Raw genomic sequence first — 15,600 nt, forward strand, 5'->3', positions numbered from 1 at the left:
GTAATATATATATGAACAATACTACTACAGCACCTGCAAAAGCCCGTTACCAACTGGTGGAATATAACGAAGCCAGCGCGGAGGTGAAAGCTGTATATGACGAGGCAATGCAAGCTCTGCAGTTGCCTTTTGTGCTTAACTGGTTTAAATGCCAGGGGCAGAATGCCATACTTTTACGTGGCAACTGGGCAAAGCTAAAGTCCACTTTGATTGAGGGGGAGGTTCCGAATGTGCTGAAGCAGCTCATTATTTACAACGTGTCTAACTTGCGCGGCTGCGACTACTGTGCTAAAGCGCACGGTATATTTGCTGATAGCATGAGCAAGATAATCAGCTCTGATGAAAACTACAGAGCCACAGACCTGGAGTCTTCGTTGCTGCCTAATAGCTACAAAACGGCTATACGCCTGGTAACTAAAGCGGCACTTTATAGTGAGGAGCTGACTGACGAGGATTTTCAGGATCTGAAGCAGGAAGGCTTTACGGATGCGGAGGTGCAGGAACTGATGGCACAGGCAGATTTAGTGAATATGCTGAACACCATCGCGACTGTGTCTGGTATTAAACTGGATAACGAACTAGCAGAGGCTGAGTTCTAACCTACATACTGGCATGGCCGTGGAAAACCAGATTCTCAGGATTACTTATGAGGCGTTCTCACGATTTTCCAACCAGCTTGTTCGCTGTCGCTCTTTACAGGCTGTAGCAGATTGCTTTCAGGTAAACCTTAAGTACCTGTTCAACTTCCACACGTTTAGGGCCAGTTATAAAAGAGGCGATTTATACCTGCATTTGCAGGTATCTGCCACAGGAGCAGAGCTGGTAGAAGGAAATGCACCAGCTTATTATCCTTTTGAACTTGATCTGATAGCAGAGCACACGCCCAGGTATTGGAACAGCTTACATGAGCTGGCGTTGCCAGCTGCCTACACGCTGCCTGCTGAAGAGGAGGGGGAGTTGTGGGGGTGGTTAATACAAAACGATGCAGACCGGCATATTGTGGTATCGGTACTTTCAGGCAGAAGCAAATTTTTTACTCGCAAGGATATAGCATTTCTAAAGCTGGTGGCTGAAAGCCTGGAGGCAAAATTATTTGAGCTGTGCCTGTTGCGAGAGCTGGATCAAAATAATATTCAGCTAAAGGACGCACTCCATACTATTAACGAGCAGAACTTAGTTATTTCCTCTATTATGGATTATCAACAGGAGGTAATCATAGAGCGAACGCAGGAAGTGGCTGCTAAAAATGCCAGACTGCTGGAAGTGTCAGTTCAAAATGCGCATAACGTGCGGGAGCCGCTAACACGAATTTTGGGCCTCATCAATGTACTGGATATGCGGACATGGTCGCTGGAGCAGATAACGAGCGAAATATTACCAAGGTTGAAGACATCAGCACAGGATTTAGACGAAACACTAAAAGATGTTATCGAAAAGTCTACAGCTGATTTAAAAGAATTACAAGTACAAGTATAAGAAGAGGCAGATGAAAAAAATAGTTTTAGTCGATGACATGGAGATATTCAACTTCATTATGGTCACTTCTATTAAGAATGTAAACCCCTCATTTTCTGTCCATGATTTTACAGATCCGGTACGGGCTTTTGCATCGCTTGATGAAATTGCCCCGGATGTGGTCTTTCTGGACCTTAATATGCCGATCATGGATGGATGGGCTTTTCTGGATAAAATGAAAGAGCAGAACATCAAGCAGAAAGTCTATATCCTTACCTCATCAACCAGTGAGCTGGACAGGCAGCGCTCGATGGAGTATGGCAATGTGGTGCAGTTTCTGGTAAAGCCTGTGGAGGAAGAACTGCTGGAAAAAATATTACAGCATGGCGAGCTTGTTTCCGAAGTGGAATAAGTGACTCAGCAAACACTGTAATTTGACAAACGACACTTGCACAGTACCCGATGTAGTGGTAATATGCTACAAAAGAGGCACTGTGCAAGTTGTATTATAAGCCAACGAGATTTAAATGCTTTTAAGGCTCGTATTAATGAAGAAACCTAATGAGTGATACCCGGTTTATACCCTGCACAGTAGCAGACCTCCATACTTTACAAGACATTGCCATCAACTCCTACGGAGATCATTATTTATACTTGTGGTTTGACGGTGGCATGTGGTACATTGATCGTAGCTTTAGTGATGCAGCTTTAAAAAAAGAGCTTAGTGACCCGAATACCTCATTTTACTTCGTTTATAACAGTGATAAACTTGTAGGTTTCCTGAAGCTCAACCTGAATAAGCCTTACGAGCAGTATACAGCAGAAGAAGCACTGGAACTGGAGCGCATCTACCTGACAAAGGCAGCTTCTGGCAAAGGCATCGGTACGGAAGCCGTAAAGTTCACAAAGACCATTGCTGAAGAACTGAACAAAAAGGTAATCTGGCTGAAGGCCATGGACAGCAGCCGCTCTGTAGATTTTTATGAAAAGAACGGCTTTGTGAAATGTGGCTCCGCCCAACTGGAATTTGAACAAATGAAGCCAGAGTACCGTGGCATGTATGTGTTGAAAATGGAGCTATAAGCGCCGCAGGTTATACCTCAAAAACTTTGTTGTCGTACATCATGTTCTACTTCAGATAACTGAAAAAGACATTACTTTGAATACAACATACGACATCATTATTATTGGCGCAGGTCCCATCGGGTTAGCAGCAGGCATTGAGGCGCAGAAAGCAGGGCAAAGTTACCTGATAGTGGAGAAAGGCTGCCTGGTAAACTCCATCTATAATTACCCGCTCAACATGACTTTCTTCTCCACCTCCGACAGGCTGGAGATCGGGGGCATCCCTTTCCCTTCCATTCATGCCAAGCCTACGCGTGCCGAGGCCATGGAATACTACCGCCGAGTAGCTGATACGTTCGAGTTGAACATCAACCTTTTTGAGCAGGTGAACCACCTGGAGTCAGCTGATGAAGTATATAAACTAAGTACAGACAAAGGTACTTATTTTACACGCCATGTGGTGGTGGCCGTAGGTTTTTACGGCATTCCAAACCTGCTTCATGTGCCGGGTGAGAACCTGCCCAAGGTGCGTCACTATTATTTTGACCCCCATTACTATTATCGTCAGAAGGTAGTAGTGGTAGGCGCTAATAACTCTGCCGCTGATGCTGCCCTGGAAACCTGGCGCAAGGGAGCCGAGGTAACCATGGTGATTCGCCAGCCGGAGCTGGGAAGTATAAAATACTGGACTAAACCTGACTTGGAAAACCGTATCAAGGCAGGAGAAATCAAAGCTTACTTCAACGCTAGTTTAACAGAAGTGCGGGAAGGGGAAGTTGAGATTCAGACACCGGAAGGAAAGGTAACGCTGAAAAACGACTTTGTAATTGCCATGACCGGTTATCAACCTGATTTCAGCTTTCTGGAGAAGATTGGCATAAAGCTAACAGAAGACGAAAAACGCTACCCACAGTACCACCCTGAAACCATGGAAACAAACCTGCCTAACGTATACCTGGCTGGTGTAATTTGTGGCGGTATGGATACGCATGTATGGTTTATCGAGAACTCACGGGAGCATGCCGTTAAGATCATCAAAGACATTGTGCAGGAAGAACAAACGGAACGCGTGTAACCTTTTCAAGTGCTTAGAGCAAAATCGTGTAGCATATAGGAGGGGGATACACATGCTCCGAAGTATAAATTTTGCTTTGTTAGGATAGGCCAAAGTATAAGTATACCTTTGTAGCTTGCATTGTTATCAACCCTTATAGAACTATACTTGCTTTTTTAAGGTTGATACATTAATACAGGTCGGGAATGGCCCAGGATGTCGATAGGATACTTCTCTACTACAGACATCATCATATCAGATTCCGGCCACCTTACCGCTAATGCAACGCACAAGGTGTTGCGCGGTTTTTATTTGAAAAACCATTGAATGACATTCGAAAATCTTAATTTGATTGAGCCAATCCTAAAAGCTCTTAAAACAGAAGGATACACCAACCCAACACCCATCCAAGAAAAGTCAATTCCGCTTATACTTCAGAAGAAAGACCTTTTAGGTTGTGCTCAGACGGGTACAGGTAAAACAGCTGCATTCTCTATTCCAATTCTGCAATTGCTGCACGAGCAGCAGCAGAACAGCGATCAGAGAGGCGGTCGCAAAATAAAGGCACTGATCCTCACACCAACACGTGAGTTGGCTCTGCAAATTGCCGACAGTCTTGCCTCTTACGGGAAGCACACAGGCTTAAAGCACACGGTTGTTTTCGGTGGTGTGTCGCAGCGTGCGCAAACAGATGCTTTGCGTGCCGGCATTGATATTCTGGTAGCTACGCCAGGTCGTTTGCTTGACCTGATGGCGCAGAAATACGTTCACCTGAACAGCATTGAAATGTTTGTGCTGGATGAGGCTGACCGTATGCTGGACATGGGTTTTGTGAACGATGTGCGCAAAGTGCTGAAAGTATTGCCAGAGAAAAAGCAATCGCTGTTCTTCTCGGCTACGATGGCACCTGAAATCCTGAAGCTGGCCAACACTATTTTGGTAAACCCATCGCAGGTGGAGGTAACCCCGGTATCATCTACAGCCAATACCATTAAGCAGGCGGTATACTACGTTAAAAAGAACGACAAGAAAAACCTGTTGCTTCACTTGTTGAAGGACGGTTCTATTGACCGTGCGCTTGTATTTACCCGTACTAAACACGGTGCTGATAGAGTAGCTCGCGACATCAGCAAAGCTGGTGTGCAGGCAGAAGCCATACATGGTAACAAGTCACAGAATGCGCGTGTTCGTGCCCTTGATAACTTCAAGAAAAGCCAGACGCGTGTTTTGGTTGCTACAGATATTGCCGCGCGTGGTATTGATGTTGACGACCTGAGCCATGTGATTAACTACGAACTGCCAAACGAGCCGGAAACTTATGTACACCGCATTGGTCGTACAGGTAGAGCAGGCGCAAGCGGTATAGCGCTATCTTTCTGCGATGCAGAAGAGACGCCATACCTGGCAAGTATACAGAAACTGATCTCTAAGTCTGTTCCTGTTATTGATAACCATCCGTACCCGCTTACTGCCAAAGATTTTGCAGAGGCAGCTAGTACGGTGAAGCAACAAAAGCAGCAGAAAAGAAGCGGTGCTGGCAGACGTCCAGCAAGTGGAGGTAGCAGCGGAAGCAGACCAGCTGGTGGCCCACGTAATGGAGGCGGCAGCAGCCAGGGCAACCGTAGCGGTGCACCACGTGGTGAAAACCGTAGTCGCTTTGCTAAGTCAAATGCATAAAACTGCTTCAGCAGAAAGTGAAAGGTCCTGCCGGTGATAAATCGGCAGGACCTTTTTTTGTAAATCAGGATTTGCAGGAGGAGGAAAGGATATTAAGGATTTTTTTTGGATAGCTGCATCCGCCAGACTTCACACCGGGCGTAGCTCCAGCAAATACCTGTTTGAGTTTAAAAGATATTAATTGCTGCCACAGCTTCAGATGCTCTGTGCATCCACCCGTTTATGACTTGGGATAGTATAAAGTCAACATGGTTTATGCAGGGCACAAGCGGACGCTTACGCCATAACAGGAGTCACAGGCTAGGAACCTAATGAGCCAATTACTCAAAATTAACCTTCTGCTCCTCCCTTACCCGCTGTTTCGCTCTGCTTACTAAGTATACACCTGCAAAAATTAACAACGCATATAATCCTTTCTGCCATGTAAAAACATCTTTTCCAAGGCCAACGGCTATAAGTATGGCCATAACAGGTTGTAGGTAAATGTAGGCGCCTACTAAAGATGGACTGGCATAACGGAGTGCCCAGGTATTAAGCAGGTATGCGACAATGGTGACTCCAAGCACCATAAAAAGTATGGCAGCCCAGATAGAAACAGGAAAAGAACTGTAAGTTGGTGTCAGCAACTGCGAGAAGCCGAAGGGCAGCACAAGTACGGCACCTACTGTAAAGATGCGGCTCACAATGGTGATGGTTTGGTAGCGTTGCATCAGCGGTTTCACTAGCACCAGGTATAAACCAAAAGAAGTGGCGTTTAGGATAATGAGCAGGTCACCAAGTAAGTTACCACTGGCGCTCTCGCCACGCGAAGTATAAATCAGCAGAAAAGCACCGAGACAGGCAATTAGAATTCCTGTTACTTTACGTTTGCCAACACGCTCGTGCAAAAGTATGGCTGAGAATATAAGCACTACAATCGGTACCGTAACCTGTAGCAAAGCTGCATTGATTGGGGCCGTTAAGTTAAGGCCACTAAAAAAACACAACTGGTTTACGGCTATACCTGCCACGCCACAAAGTATAACCCGCATGTTGTCTGCCCTGCCAACAATTTTCTCTTTGGTTACAAAGCGGGCGAAAATACCGAAGAACAATGCTGCCGACACCACGCGTATCACAATTAATCCAAAAGGACCCACATAGGCAGGCATTACCTCTTTGGCTATACTATAGTTACTCCCATAAATTAACGCCACCAGAAAAAGCGACGCATGCACCTGTACTTGTTTGTTCATAGCGTAAAGGTAGCTTGTTTCATTTTGAAACTTATGTTGCTACACGTATTGGTTTTGTGGTGATCAGTAGTTGCTCTGCTGGCAAAATGTTGAGTAGCTTTGAAGTAAAGTTAATTTAAGCCTGTTTTAGCTTGTTCTCAAAGTATGCCAAAGTCATAGCCCAAGCCTCTTTTGCAGCATCCGGGTTGTAACTGCTGCGCTGATCGCAATGGAAGCCGTGGTCTGCATAAGAAATCACCACATTCAGATATGCTTTGCCTGCTGCTTCTACCGCCTCTATAATGCTTTGCACCTGTTCCTGTGGAATATGGGTATCCTGACCTCCCCAGAAGAAAAGGTGAGGCGCCTTTAGGTTAACCGCTTCATCTAGCAAGGCAGGTATGCCGCCGCCGTAATAGGATACTGCTGCTGAAAGAGGGAGCACCGCATTAGCAAGAAAAGAAACCCTGCCGCCCAGGCAAAAGCCGATGCTGCCAATTTTATCAGACTGCACAAACGCTTGTTCCTGAAGCCATTTATAGCAAGTCTGCAAATCTGCAGTTAAACCTTCTTTTGTGATGGCTTGGTAATGTGGGGCTACAGCAGCGAAGTTATCGTAAGGCCCTTCATAACCACTGGGGGCAGTGCGATGGAACAGTTCAGGCGCGATCACCACGTAACCTTCCTGTGCAAGGCGCTCTGCCACATCACGTATATGGCTGTTCACGCCAAAAGCTTCCTGCAATAAGATAATGCCGGGCATAGGTGTCTGCTCATCGGGCATGGCAATATAAGCACCCATTTCAGAGCCGTCAGCAACCGAAAGTGTTATAAAAGTATGGTTATCCATGATGAAAGATCAAGTATAAAAAGTTGAGATATGGGTTTCATTTGTCCTGCTTCTTTAGCTACTGAGGAGGCACGTTAGTTTATGTTACCGCAAGCGAGCAGTAGTTACTTGTTAAATGGAGCGATCTACCATTTTCATAGCTGCTTCATTATAGCGGTTACCGGTATTGGGGTATTTTGCCAGCAGGTTTTCAATACCTTCCAAGTCAGCGGAAGTTAAATGCACGTCTACTGCCTCCACATTTTCCTGTAAGTACTTTCTCCTTTTAGTACCGGGTATCGGGATAATGTTTTCTCCCTGTGCCAGTACCCAGGCCAGTGCCAATTGTGCAGGAGTGCAGCTTTTGATGCCGGCAAACGCTGCAAATTCCTTTGCCAATTGCTGGTTGTTATCCAGGTGTTCCTCATGAAAACGGGGTAAAGATTTGCGCATATCATCATCTGGCAGCTGTTGCATATCTACAGTGTTCGTTACCAAACCCCTTACCAGTGGGCTGAAAGGTATAAATCCAATTCCTAACTCTTTACAAAGTGGGAGTACTTCCTGCTCCACATCGCGGGTAAGGAGTGAATACTCAGACTGTACGGCAGCAATCGGGTGAACGGTATGTGCTTTGCGTATGGAGGCAGGAGATGCTTCAGACAAGCCGATATATCGCACCTTGCCCTCTTGCACCAGGTCGGCCATTGCGCCTGCCATCTCCTCTACAGGTATATTCGGGTCAATGCGGTGGGCATAGTATAAGTCTATCACCTCCACGTTCAGCCGCTTCAAACTGCCTTCCACTGCCTGTCGCATGTAAGCCGGTGAACCATTAAAAGCCAGGTTACCGCTTTGGTCGCGGGTAAAGCCGAACTTAGTGGCTATAAATATCTTATCCCGGTTAGGCGCAAGCACCTTTGCAAGTAGCTCTTCGTTATGATGTGGACCGTATACATCAGCCGTATCCCAGAAGTTGATGCCTAGGTCAAGTGCCAAGTGCAGTGTAGCCAGTGATTCGTCGTCGTTGCGCGTACCATAAGCCTGGCTCATGCCCATACAGCCAAGCCCGATAGCAGAAAGCAGTTCGCCTGTATTGCCTAATTTTCTGTATTTCATAATTAGCTGTAGTTATTGATGGATTAACAGAATGCATCATCACAAGTTATCTTTTACTTGCCTTGCCCCCTTGTAGTTGCTCCTGTGGCTGCATCTTGTCTGGTGGTGAGCCACCTGCTACCTATATCTTTTTATCTTACTGGTAGGTTATTTTGCTTTTGAACCGTATACAGGCAGATCAAAGCTATAATACTATTTAAAATATGATAAATAAAATGCCTTTAACCGTCAGAAGATCTATTGAAATAATGGGTATTTTCTTCTTAGGATGGTTAATTGTTTTAGGCAAAGGGATACTAGCTCCTTTGTTGATGGCTTTCTTCTTGAGCATCATGCTGCTGCCTCTCTACAGGTTTTTCAGGAAGTATAAATTTCCCGATGCCCTTTCCATCGGTATAAGTCTGCTGGCACTGGTACTGGCACTGGGTTTGATCATCTGGTTTTTTTCTTATCAGATTGCAAGCCTGGTATCTGACTTTCCTACCATACAAGAAAATGTAACGAAACATCTACGCACCTTAAGCGCATGGGTCGAAGATATTTCTCCGCTGTCTACCGCTGAGCAGACAAGCTTTATCAGTGAGCAAAGCAGTAGAATTTTAGGCTATGCCGGTAATATGCTCAGTGGTGCGGCACTTTCTATTACAGGCATTTTTGTGTTTCTGGGTTTGGTGCCGATATACATCTTCCTGCTGCTGTTCTACAAGAACCTTCTGCTACGATTTGTGTTTTTCTGGTTTTCAAGAGATATGCATGAAAAGGTAGAAGGTGCCATGCGCGAGATGGAAGTTATCATCAAAAGTTACCTTTTCGGTTTGTTGATTCAGATAACTTATATCACCGTTTTATTAGGCGGTATCCTGATGATCATCGGCATTAAACATGCACTGCTGATTGGGGTGATCTTTGCCTTCCTGAACCTGATACCTTACGTGGGCGCTTTGCTGGGTAACATCATCGGTGTCTTGATCACGCTTGCCTCTTCTTCAGAACTATGGCCAATTGTTACAGTGTTAGGCGTTATTGCCGCAGTTCAGTTCCTGGATAATAATATCCTGATGCCTCGCATTGTAGGTTCAAAAGTCAAAATCAATGCCCTGGCTTCGATTGTGGGCGTGATAGTGGCAGGCGAGATAGCAGGCGTGATTGGTATGTTCCTGTCGTTGCCGATCATAGCCGTGTTAAAAATCATTTTCGACAGAACACAAAACTTTAAGCAATGGGGTATTCTGTTTGGTGATGAGCGCCCTTCTGAAAGCCCGATGGTAGAGCCCGCTTTACGCAAAGATAACCAGAAGGTGGATCAGCAACTGGAGCGGGAAAACAACATAGAATCAACAGATGAATCGGAGCATAAGAGCTGAGAAAGATTAACCTGTGGTACAAGGAAGGTGCTTAATCTTTCCTGTTTTAAGGAGAGGGCTAGCGCACCTGCCCCTGTGTAAAGCTTATACTTACCTCTTTGGCTTCAATTTCGTAAATTTGTCTTTATCCGGTTTCGGAGCAAGTATAAACAGAGCAAATGATTCACCCAAACATACCTTTGGCCGAACGCATGCGGCCGCACAACCTTGATCAATATTATGGACAAAAACACCTGGTAGGCCCTACAGGTATTCTGCGCCGCTATATAGAAGGTGGCGTGATACCAAGTATGATTTTATGGGGACCTCCAGGAGTAGGTAAAACAACGTTGGCTAACATTATAGCTAACCAGATGAAAGTGCCTTTTGTAGCTTTGAGTGCTATTAACTCAGGCGTAAAAGACATACGGGAGGTAATAGAGCAGGCAAAGAAAAGGCAGGGAACGGTCTTGTTTATAGATGAAATTCACCGTTTTAACAAGTCGCAGCAGGATGCCTTGCTAGGTGCCGTAGAGAAAGGAACAGTCACACTGGTGGGCGCCACAACCGAAAACCCTTCTTTTGAGGTGATCTCGGCTTTGCTGTCGCGCTGTCAGGTGTACATACTGAAGCACCTCACCAAAGACGAGCTGATTGAGCTGGTGGACAAGGCACTGGAACAGGATGAATGGATGCGCCACCGCAACGTGCGGGTAGAGGAGTATGAAGCTCTGCTAACCATCTCAGGCGGAGATGCCCGAAAGCTACTGAACCTGCTGGAGATAGTGGCCGAAGGTGTAAAAGGCGATGAGGTAGTGGTGAAGAACGAACTGGTGCAGCAGGTGGCGCAGCAAAATATCGTGATGTACGATAAATCCGGTGAAATGCATTATGACCTGGTTTCTGCCTACATCAAGTCCATCCGCGGTTCTGATCCCAATGCTGCCGTATACTGGCTGGCGCGTATGATAGAAGGCGGCGAAGATCCGAAATTTATTGCCCGTAGGTTACTTATTGCTGCATCTGAAGACATCGGCCTGGCTAATTCCAATGCGCTGCTCATGGCTACCTCCTGCTTTCAGGCAGTGCAGATGATTGGCTATCCGGAAGCAGAGATTATACTTTCGCAGTGTACTATTTACCTGGCAACATCTCCTAAAAGCAATGCCTCGTACAAAGCCATCAAGCAGGCCAGGGCTGTGGTGCAGCAGACTGGTAACCTGCCGGTGCCTTTGCATATTCGTAACGCACCCACCAAGCTGATGAAGGAGATTGGCTACGGCAATAACTACAAGTATGCCCATGATTACGAAGGTAATTTTGTGCAACAGGAGTTTATGCCACAGGAGCTTAGCCAGCGTTCCCTATTCCAGCCCGGAAACACAGCCCGCGAAAACGAGATGCGCAAGCAACTGCAGACGCAGTGGGGCAAAAAGTATAACTATTAGTTCAGAGTATCGGGTGCTGAGTCTTGAGTTAAATGGGGCCTTTGGAAATGTTCGTGATGTGTTGAAGTTATTGAAAGCGATAACTCAACCTTGATTTATGAGCTGTTGCTTCAGAACTCGAGACGCAGAACTCAGCACTCTCTAAGTTTTGTCTAGGAAAAACAGAGGTTGGTCGAGAAGGGGAGAAGCAGATGAACTTTACGTATTAAATTTGATTATTAAAGGTACAGTGCTGTAGTAAGCTCTGGTTTATAAGCATTTTCAAACCCTACAAAACATGCTAAATTTCCTCAAATACGTGTTAGCAACTATAGTTGGCCTTCTCGTATTCTTTTTTATCAGCATTCTGCTCTTAATAGGAATAGCTGCCAGTGCATCATCTAGCGATGAAGTGAGCGTAGCCGAAAATTCTGTGCTTGAGCTTAAGTTTAATAAACCGATTACAGAGCGGGACCCCAAAGACCCTTTGGCTGAAATTGGATTTTCGTTTGGAGGGTTATCCAGTACCGATGGCTTAGATGAAATAAAGGCTGCCATACGCCGAGCTAAGAGCGATGATAACGTAGAAGGCATTTTCCTGAACATGACCTTTGTGGATGCCGGAATGGCAAAGCTGGAGGAGATCCGAAACGAACTGATTGACTTCAAAAAGTCTGGTAAGTTTGTGGTGTCCTATACTGACCTCTCGACGGAAAAAGCGTATTACCTGGCATCTGTGGCTGACCGCATTTACCTGAACCCGATGGGAACGGTAGAGTTTAACGGTATGAGTTCTGAGTTGATATTTTTTAAACGCCTGCTGGATAAACTGAACATTGAAGCGCAGATCTTTAAGGTAGGTACCTACAAAAGTGCTGTAGAGCCCTTCTTTCTGGAGAAAGCCAGTGAGGCTAACCGTGAGCAGCTTAACTCTTTCCTGAACTCTATTAACAACTACCAGTTACAGCAAATAGCTAAATCACGTGGTATTTCTACGCAGGAGCTTAAAAATGTGCAGGATAACTTGCTGGTGCGCAACCCAGAAGATGCCAAGAAATTTAAGCTAATCACAGATATCGGCTATTACGATGAAGCGCTTACTTACATCAGAGAAAAAGTGGGTATTGAGGAGACAGACAAACTGAAATTAGTAGAGCTATCAAAGTATAAAAAAGTAAAAGATAATATAGAGGTAAGCACTTCTAAAAACCGCATTGCCTTGATTTATGCAGAGGGTGACATTGTAGACGGTGAAGGTGATGATGGCAATATTGGAGGCAACCGATTTGCAGAGGCAATCCGTAAGGCGCGCCTTGATGAGAACGTAAAAGCCGTTGTGTTGCGAATCAGTTCTCCGGGTGGTAGTGCCCTGGCATCTGACGTGATCTGGCGCGAGGTTCAGCTTACCAAAAAAGTAAAGCCTGTTATTGCCTCTATGTCTGATGTGGCTGCTTCAGGTGGTTATTATATTGCCATGGGCTGCGATACCATTGTGGCACACCCGAACACCATTACCGGCAGCATTGGCGTATTTGGTGTTATTCCGAATGTACAGGGATTCCTGAATGAGAAACTTGGCATCACGGTAGACCACGTAAGTACAGGTAAGTTTGCTGATATGCCCACCATCACCCGCCCTATGACAGAGCAGGAGAAAGAAATCATGCAGAACCAGATCAACCAGATTTATGACACCTTTACCAGCAAAGCAGCACAGGGCAGAGGCATGAGTCAGGACCAGCTGAAAGAGTATGCTTCTGGCCGTGTGTGGTCAGGTGCTGAGGCCAAAGAGCGTAAGCTGGTAGATGTATTTGGCGGATTGGAAGAAGCCATTGCCATTGCTGCTAAGAAAGCAGGAATCCAGGATGATTACCGCTTAAAAGAACTTCCTGCCCGTAAAACCTTTATGGAAGAGTTTTTAGGAGGTATGAGCGCTCAGGCAAAAGAGCAAAGTATAAAAGCTGAAATGGGCGAGCTTTACCCATACTATAAATTATATCAAAAAGCATCAAACATAAAGGGTGCGCAGGCGCGTATGCCTTTTGACTTGGTAGTGCAGTAGTCATCCAATTTTGAATAATTGAATAACTACGTTTTGAATGAGTGGATGAGTGATTGAGTGAATCAGTCAAAAATCTACAGCTATAAAAAACCGTTTTTGGGTATTATGCCTGAAAGCGGTTTTTGTTTTATGGCTTAGCTATTTTTCGCAACTTTGCCGCACGTGAATTTTGGGTTAAGCCGCTTGAACAACCTTTGCTATACTTCAATTGGCAGGTTACCTGAATTGCCCGTTTAAAATTCACTCATTTCAGTTATTCAAAATTCAAACATTATAAATATGCAACTACAAGAGTCTACCAGTTACATACAGCAGCGCATAACAGATTTTGCGCCAGCGTTCGGAATTATACTTGGCACTGGCTTAGGAGCCCTGGTAAACGATCTGGAAATAAAGTACACCATCCCGTATGATGAGATTCCTAACTTCCCGGTTTCTACCGTAGAAAGCCACTCAGGTAAATTGATATTCGGCTTGCTGGCTGATAAACCGGTTGTTGTAATGCAGGGGCGTTTCCACTACTACGAAGGATACAGCATGGAGCAGGTTGTTTTTCCGGTGCGGGTGATGAAACTGCTGGGAGTACAGAAACTGATTGTTTCTAACGCAGCCGGTGGTTTAAATCCGGGGTTTGATACCAGCGATCTGATGGTTATTACAGATCACATTAATTTGCAGCCAAGCAACCCGCTAATAGGTAGAAACCTGGATGAGCTTGGGCCTCGCTTCCCAGACATGAGTGATGTGTATGACGAGCACTTGGTGCGTGAAGCGATGGTGATAGGAGAGGATCTTGGTATAAAGCTACAGGAAGGGGTATATGTAAGTGTGCCTGGCCCGATGCTGGAAACACCGGCAGAATACAGGTACCTGAGCGTAATTGGTGCTGATGCAGTAGGCATGTCTACGGTGCCGGAAGTTATTGCTGCCCGCCACATGGCTATGCCGGTTTTTGCTGTTTCGGTTATTACCGATATGTGTACTCCGGATAGACTTAAAAAAGTGAAGCTCTCTGACATACTAGAGGCTGCTGCCATTGCCGAGCCACGCATGACGGCGCTGATACGCGAGCTTATCCGCCGCAGCTAAGTTAAGTAAAAAAATATACAGGGGCCGTACCAGCGATAGGTGCGGCCCCTGTATTTTCTACCTTTCTGAAAACCGGAACGTAATGCCCCAGCTCCCCCGGAATATAGGATCCAGACTTGATCCAAAGCTACCTAGCAAGGCCACCTCTGTATGAAAGCCGAACTGCTTTTTCTCAAATGGAAACACACTCAGACCTACAGGTATAACCAGCCCGTCAAATTCGCCAGCACGAACCCCTAAGCCTGCATCCAAGTAGTAGTCCTCCTTCCGAAGAAATTTGTAAGGGAGCACAGCTTCTAAACTAAAGTTAGAGCCGGTATATACATCTGTGCTGAATCGAAGTTCGGGTGCAAAACGTTCAAACTCGTAGCCCACTGCAATGAAAGGAATACTTGATTGGTGATACGACGTGTTTACCTGTGCAAAGCCAGGTAAAGCCGCTAAGGCAACCATTAAAAGCAGAAGGATAAGTTGTTTCATAAAATGTTAGTTAGATATCAAGTATCCATATAGAAGGAAGAGAGCCACGGCATTGTTGAACATATGCTGGCCTACACACCAGCCAAAACCAAGGCGGAGGCGGGTATAGCCTAAAAAAATACCCCCTACAAATTGTGGTAATACCTGCAATGGCAGCATGTATAGGGGTAGGTTTAGGTCCTGGTAGTTGAGCAGGTGCATACCTGCAAACAGGAGCGTAAAGAAATAGAACACTATCGTAAAGTGATTTGTCCAGAGGCGACTAAGTATTCCTTTCAACTTTTTTGATTTAAAAAAAGCTACTACGAACGCAGTTATCGAAGCTAGTATAACCAGTAGCGCAGGCAGGCTGGTTTGGGTTCTAATAATTAAAGCCGGACCATAATGGAAAAGGAAAGTTGCAAGTGCCGCTACCAAAAAAACACCAGAGTATTCAAGAGGCAAGCGAAACACAATTTCTTCTTTTAAAGGCGCAAACAGCACAAACGTGACGAACAACAACAGAAAAGGCTTGTTAACAACCAATGCCCATACCTGTTCTTTCCCCTGCACCTGAAGTCCCATTGCCTTATAAAGATAGCTGAGCAATAGCAACAGCACTGTGAGCACGACCAGTTCGATCAGCAAAATCTGAAATATAAGCGGGAGTTTCACTTCTACCACGTTATGCTCTCGTTTGATAGGAGCAGGACGCAGTGTGAATTTCCAGAGGTTTTTTATAGTATCCAGTATAGAGGGAGGAGGCGTAAAAGGAGGGGCTTCCATAAAAAAATAAGGTGTTTTCAT

Annotated in this window: 15 protein-coding genes; 10 read left to right on the forward strand and 5 right to left on the reverse strand. The window is 45.5% G+C overall.

What is annotated here, in order from left to right; translation table 11 throughout:
- The 6 genes from ACFQ2O_RS13220 to ACFQ2O_RS13245 all read left to right on the forward strand — a co-directional run.
- Positions 1 to 599, forward strand: a 599-nt coding sequence (locus tag ACFQ2O_RS13220) for a carboxymuconolactone decarboxylase family protein (protein ID WP_377528361.1), incomplete at its 5' end; no start/stop codon positions are given.
- Positions 600 to 612: 13 nt separating this feature from the next.
- A complete protein-coding gene (locus ACFQ2O_RS13225) occupies positions 613 to 1,476 on the forward strand; it encodes a hypothetical protein (RefSeq protein WP_377528363.1) in 864 nt (287 codons plus the stop codon).
- A 10-nt stretch (positions 1,477 to 1,486) separates the two neighbouring features.
- Positions 1,487 to 1,867 (forward strand): response regulator, encoded by a 381-nt coding sequence (locus ACFQ2O_RS13230; protein WP_377528365.1) that lies wholly within the window; start codon positions 1,487 to 1,489, stop codon positions 1,865 to 1,867.
- Between the two features lie 149 nt (positions 1,868 to 2,016).
- Entirely contained in the window at positions 2,017 to 2,538 is a 522-nt protein-coding gene (locus tag ACFQ2O_RS13235; protein ID WP_377528367.1) for a GNAT family N-acetyltransferase, read from the forward strand.
- Between the two features lie 76 nt (positions 2,539 to 2,614).
- Complete coding sequence (locus tag ACFQ2O_RS13240) at positions 2,615 to 3,595, forward strand: YpdA family putative bacillithiol disulfide reductase (RefSeq protein ID WP_377528369.1); 981 nt, start codon at positions 2,615 to 2,617, stop codon at positions 3,593 to 3,595.
- A 306-nt stretch (positions 3,596 to 3,901) separates the two neighbouring features.
- Positions 3,902 to 5,251, forward strand: coding sequence for a DEAD/DEAH box helicase (locus ACFQ2O_RS13245; protein WP_377528371.1), 1,350 nt, complete (start codon positions 3,902 to 3,904; stop codon positions 5,249 to 5,251).
- A gap of 320 nt (positions 5,252 to 5,571) precedes the next feature.
- On the opposite strand, the gene ACFQ2O_RS13250 is transcribed toward ACFQ2O_RS13245, so the two are convergent.
- The 3 genes from ACFQ2O_RS13250 to ACFQ2O_RS13260 form a co-directional block, all read right to left on the reverse strand.
- On the reverse strand, positions 5,572 to 6,486 hold the full coding sequence (locus ACFQ2O_RS13250; RefSeq protein WP_377528373.1) for a DMT family transporter: 915 nt from the start codon (positions 6,484 to 6,486) through the stop codon (positions 5,572 to 5,574).
- A 115-nt stretch (positions 6,487 to 6,601) separates the two neighbouring features.
- Positions 6,602 to 7,315 carry a dienelactone hydrolase family protein gene (locus ACFQ2O_RS13255; RefSeq protein ID WP_377528375.1) on the reverse strand — a complete coding sequence of 238 codons (714 nt, stop codon included), beginning with the start codon at positions 7,313 to 7,315 and terminating at the stop codon, positions 6,602 to 6,604.
- A gap of 111 nt (positions 7,316 to 7,426) precedes the next feature.
- The gene (locus ACFQ2O_RS13260) at positions 7,427 to 8,413 is read right to left on the reverse strand and encodes an aldo/keto reductase (protein ID WP_377528377.1); all 987 of its coding nucleotides are present in this window, start codon (positions 8,411 to 8,413) and stop codon (positions 7,427 to 7,429) included.
- A gap of 203 nt (positions 8,414 to 8,616) precedes the next feature.
- Here ACFQ2O_RS13260 and ACFQ2O_RS13265 point away from each other — a divergent pair, with 203 nt between their 5' ends.
- From ACFQ2O_RS13265 to ACFQ2O_RS13280, 4 genes are all read left to right on the forward strand, one after another.
- Complete coding sequence (locus tag ACFQ2O_RS13265) at positions 8,617 to 9,777, forward strand: AI-2E family transporter (RefSeq protein ID WP_377528379.1); 1,161 nt, start codon at positions 8,617 to 8,619, stop codon at positions 9,775 to 9,777.
- Positions 9,778 to 9,935: 158 nt separating this feature from the next.
- Positions 9,936 to 11,204, forward strand: coding sequence for a replication-associated recombination protein A (locus ACFQ2O_RS13270; RefSeq protein ID WP_377528381.1), 1,269 nt, complete (start codon positions 9,936 to 9,938; stop codon positions 11,202 to 11,204).
- A 277-nt stretch (positions 11,205 to 11,481) separates the two neighbouring features.
- Positions 11,482 to 13,245: a signal peptide peptidase SppA gene (gene sppA / locus ACFQ2O_RS13275; protein ID WP_377528383.1), complete on the forward strand. Its 1,764-nt coding sequence runs from the start codon at positions 11,482 to 11,484 to the stop codon at positions 13,243 to 13,245.
- Positions 13,246 to 13,524: 279 nt separating this feature from the next.
- Positions 13,525 to 14,334 carry a purine-nucleoside phosphorylase gene (locus ACFQ2O_RS13280; protein WP_377528385.1) on the forward strand — a complete coding sequence of 270 codons (810 nt, stop codon included), beginning with the start codon at positions 13,525 to 13,527 and terminating at the stop codon, positions 14,332 to 14,334.
- Positions 14,335 to 14,391: 57 nt separating this feature from the next.
- On the opposite strand, the gene ACFQ2O_RS13285 is transcribed toward ACFQ2O_RS13280, so the two are convergent.
- Together ACFQ2O_RS13285 and ACFQ2O_RS13290 are read right to left on the reverse strand one after the other, a co-directional pair.
- Entirely contained in the window at positions 14,392 to 14,814 is a 423-nt protein-coding gene (locus ACFQ2O_RS13285; RefSeq protein ID WP_377528387.1) for a hypothetical protein, read from the reverse strand.
- A gap of 6 nt (positions 14,815 to 14,820) precedes the next feature.
- Positions 14,821 to 15,600: hypothetical protein (locus ACFQ2O_RS13290; RefSeq protein ID WP_377528389.1), on the reverse strand; the 780-nt coding region annotated here is incomplete at its 5' end.

This window comes from Pontibacter rugosus (assembly GCF_042678745.1).
Lineage (GTDB): Bacteria > Bacteroidota > Bacteroidia > Cytophagales > Hymenobacteraceae > Pontibacter > Pontibacter rugosus.

Bases quoted from the DNA above. Each gene is read 5' to 3' on its own strand.
- ACFQ2O_RS13225 (WP_377528363.1), top strand. From the start codon at position 613: ATGGCCGTGGAAAACCAGATTCTCAGGATTACTTATGAGGCGTTCTCA.
- ACFQ2O_RS13230 (WP_377528365.1), top strand. From the start codon at position 1,487: ATGAAAAAAATAGTTTTAGTCGATGACATGGAGATATTCAACTTCATT.
- ACFQ2O_RS13235 (WP_377528367.1), top strand. From the start codon at position 2,017: ATGAGTGATACCCGGTTTATACCCTGCACAGTAGCAGACCTCCATACT.
- ACFQ2O_RS13245 (WP_377528371.1), top strand. From the start codon at position 3,902: ATGACATTCGAAAATCTTAATTTGATTGAGCCAATCCTAAAAGCTCTT.
- ACFQ2O_RS13250 (WP_377528373.1), bottom strand. From the start codon at position 6,486: ATGAACAAACAAGTACAGGTGCATGCGTCGCTTTTTCTGGTGGCGTTA.
- ACFQ2O_RS13255 (WP_377528375.1), bottom strand. From the start codon at position 7,315: ATGGATAACCATACTTTTATAACACTTTCGGTTGCTGACGGCTCTGAA.
- ACFQ2O_RS13260 (WP_377528377.1), bottom strand. From the start codon at position 8,413: ATGAAATACAGAAAATTAGGCAATACAGGCGAACTGCTTTCTGCTATC.
- ACFQ2O_RS13265 (WP_377528379.1), top strand. From the start codon at position 8,617: ATGATAAATAAAATGCCTTTAACCGTCAGAAGATCTATTGAAATAATG.
- ACFQ2O_RS13270 (WP_377528381.1), top strand. From the start codon at position 9,936: ATGATTCACCCAAACATACCTTTGGCCGAACGCATGCGGCCGCACAAC.
- sppA (WP_377528383.1), top strand. From the start codon at position 11,482: ATGCTAAATTTCCTCAAATACGTGTTAGCAACTATAGTTGGCCTTCTC.
- ACFQ2O_RS13280 (WP_377528385.1), top strand. From the start codon at position 13,525: ATGCAACTACAAGAGTCTACCAGTTACATACAGCAGCGCATAACAGAT.
- ACFQ2O_RS13285 (WP_377528387.1), bottom strand. From the start codon at position 14,814: ATGAAACAACTTATCCTTCTGCTTTTAATGGTTGCCTTAGCGGCTTTA.